At 70.5% G+C, this 2774-nt stretch carries 3 protein-coding genes; all 3 read right to left on the reverse strand.

Annotated elements, in window-relative coordinates; genetic code table 11:
• On the reverse strand, positions 1-752 hold a 752-nt coding region (locus tag ACFV9H_RS41345; RefSeq protein WP_385409151.1), incomplete at its 3' end, for an adenosylhomocysteinase.
• Between the two features lie 35 nt (positions 753-787).
• Entirely contained in the window at positions 788-1750 is a 963-nt protein-coding gene (metF, locus tag ACFV9H_RS41350; RefSeq protein WP_385409152.1) for a methylenetetrahydrofolate reductase [NAD(P)H], read from the reverse strand.
• 22 nt (positions 1751-1772) lie between these two features.
• A partial coding sequence (locus tag ACFV9H_RS41355; protein WP_385409154.1) for a vitamin B12 dependent-methionine synthase activation domain-containing protein occupies positions 1773-2774 on the reverse strand: 1002 nt, incomplete at its 5' end.

A 2774-nucleotide genomic window follows, 5' to 3' on the forward strand; every position in this document is an offset into this window, starting at 1 on the left:
GCGCGGTTGATGCCGTCGATCAGGGAGTGGCGGCAGCCGTACTTGTTGTCGAACTTCGACTTCGTCACGGCGTCGTTCACGTTGATCGCCGGGAACAGCAGCGCCCCTTCCTTGTGCATCTCGTACAGGCGGTGGACACCGGTCGTGGTCTCCTCCGTCACGCCGCGGATGTCGGCGGCGAGGGTGACCCAGTCGATGGTGCTCTTCCGCAGCAGGCCGAGGACGAGCGCGTACTCCTCGTTGTCCGCGGTGGACGGGTCGGGGACGGAGCCGGCCTTCGCGAACTCGACGCCCTTGTGGACGAGGAGGGTGGCGTCACCGCCGTCGTCGAGGATCATGTTGGGTCCCGCGTGGCCCGGCCAGGTCAGCGCCTGCTCGGTGCACCACCAGTACTCCTCCAGCGTCTCGCCCTTCCAGGCGAAGACGGGGATGCCCGCCGCCGCGATGGCCGCGGCCGCGTGGTCCTGCGTCGAGTAGATGTTGCAGGACACCCAGCGGACCTCCGCGCCGAGGGCGACGAGGGTCTCGATGAGCACGGCCGTCTGCACCGTCATGTGCAGGGAGCCGGTGATGCGGGCACCGGCCAGCGGCTGGGCCGCCGCGTACTCCCGCCGGATCGACATCAGGCCGGGCATCTCGTGCTCGGCCAGGGTGATCTCCTTGCGGCCGAAGGCGGCGAGGGAAAGGTCGGCGACCTTGAAGTCGGTGAATTCGGCGGTGCCGGTGGCGGTGTCGGTGGACTGGCTGGGCATGGACTACTCCGGGGTGTGGGCGTCGGCGTACGGCGTCAGTTGACGTTCAGGTTCTGGTGGATCTCTCGGGTCGCCGTGGAGCGGTTGAGGGTGATGTAGTGCAGGCCGGGGGCGCCCTCGGCCAACAGCCGCTCGGCCATGGCGGTCGCGTACTCCACCCCGATGGCGTGGCCGGCGGCCGCGTCGTCGCGCGCCGCCTCCAGGCGGAGGGCGAGGGGTTCGGGGAAGTGCGCGTCGCTCAGCTCGGCGAAGCGGTGGATCTGCCGTACGTCGGTGGCGGGCATGATCTCGGGGATCACCGGGGTGAGGCACCCGACGGCGGCCAGCCGGTCGCGCAGCCGCAGGTAGTCCTCCACCTGGAAGAACATCTGCGTGATCGCGTAGTCGGCGCCCGCCCTGCACTTGGCGGCGAAGTGCCGGATGTCCTCGGTCCAGCCCGTCGAGCGCGGATGGCGCTCGGGGAACGCGGCCACGCCGACGGTGAAGTCGCCCAGCTTGCGTATCAGGCTGACGAGTTCGTGCGCGTGGGTGAAGCCCTCCGGGTGCGGGGTCCACACGCCTTTCGGATCCCCCGGCGGGTCACCGCGCAGGGCGAGGACATCCCGGATCCCGGCATCCGCGTACTGGCCGATGATGTGCCGCAGCTCGGCGACCGAGTGCCCGACCGCCGTCAGGTGGGCCACCGGGCGCAGCGTGGTCTCGGTCGCGATGCGCTTGGTGACCTCGACCGTGCGGTCGCGGGAGGAACCTCCCGCGCCGTACGTCACGGAGACGAAGGACGGCGACAGGGCCTCGATGCGCCGGATCGCCTTCCACAGGGTGCGCTCCCCCGCTTCCGTCTTCGGCGGGAAGAACTCGAACGAGAACGAACGCCGGCCACTGGCCAGTAGCTCTCGCACGTTGGGACGGGCCGCGGGCACGACTGCGGCTGCGGGCACGGCCGCGGGCACGGGCGCGGGGGGCGACAGCGCCGGGTGCTCGGTGAGGACTGCTCCCATGGCTCTCTCCTTTCCGTAGGGGTCAGCGCGCGTTGAAGTACGAGGCTTCGGGGTGGTGGATGACGATGGCGTCGGTGGACTGCTCGGGATGGAGCTGGAACTCCTCCGAGAGGTGGACGCCGATCCGCTCCGGCTGGAGGAGATCGGCGATCTTCGCGCGGTCCTCAAGGTCGGGGCAGGCGGGGTAGCCGAGGGAGTAGCGGCAGCCCTGGTACTCGGTGCGGAACATGCCGGCCATGGACGCCGGATCGGATCCGGCGATGCCCAGTTCGGCGCGGACGCGGGCGTGCCAGTACTCGGCCATGGCCTCGGCGAGCTGGACGGAAAGGCCGTGCAGCTCCATGTACTCGCGGTAGGCGTCGGCGGCGAAGAGGCGGGCCGTCTCCTCGCCGATGCGGCTGCCGACGGTGACGACCTGGAGGCCGACGACGTCGATCTCCCCCGACTCCTCCGAGCGGAAGAAGTCGGCGAGGCAGAGGCGGCGGCCGCGGCCCTGCCGGGGGAAGGTGAAGCGGGTCCGCTCGGAGCCGTTCTCGTCCAGGATGATCAGGTCCTCGCCCTTGGAGACGCAGGGGAAGTACCCGTGCACGACGGCCGCTTCGAGCAGTCCGTCGGTGTGCAGCCGGTCGAGCCAGCCGCGCAGCCGGGGCCGGCCGTCCGTCTCGATGGTGTCGGCGTCCTTCAGTCCCCACTGGCCCTTGAACAGGGCGCCTTCGTCCAGCCAGGAGGCGTAGTCCTTGAGCGGGATGCCCTTGACCACGCGGGTACCCCAGAACGGCGGGGTGGGCACGGCGTTGTCGACGGCCACGTCGGAACGACCACCGGGATCGGGCTCCGCCACCACGAGCGGTGTGTCCCGCTTGGCGACGCGGCGCTGCTTCAGGGGCGGCAGCTCGACGCCGGGGACGCCCCGCTTGACGCCCATGAGCGCGTCCATGAGGCGGAGGCCTTCGAAGGCGTCGCGGGCGTAGCGGACTTCGCCCTCGTAGATCTCGTGGAGGTCCTGCTCGACGTAGGCACGGGT

Source organism: Streptomyces sp. NPDC059874 (assembly GCF_042731135.1).
GTDB lineage: Bacteria > Actinomycetota > Actinomycetes > Streptomycetales > Streptomycetaceae > Streptomyces.

What these genes read in the sequence shown, in the direction of transcription:
- metF (WP_385409152.1), bottom strand. Translation starts at nt 1,750, where the DNA reads ATGGGAGCAGTCCTCACCGAGCACCCGGCGCTGTCGCCCCCCGCGCCC.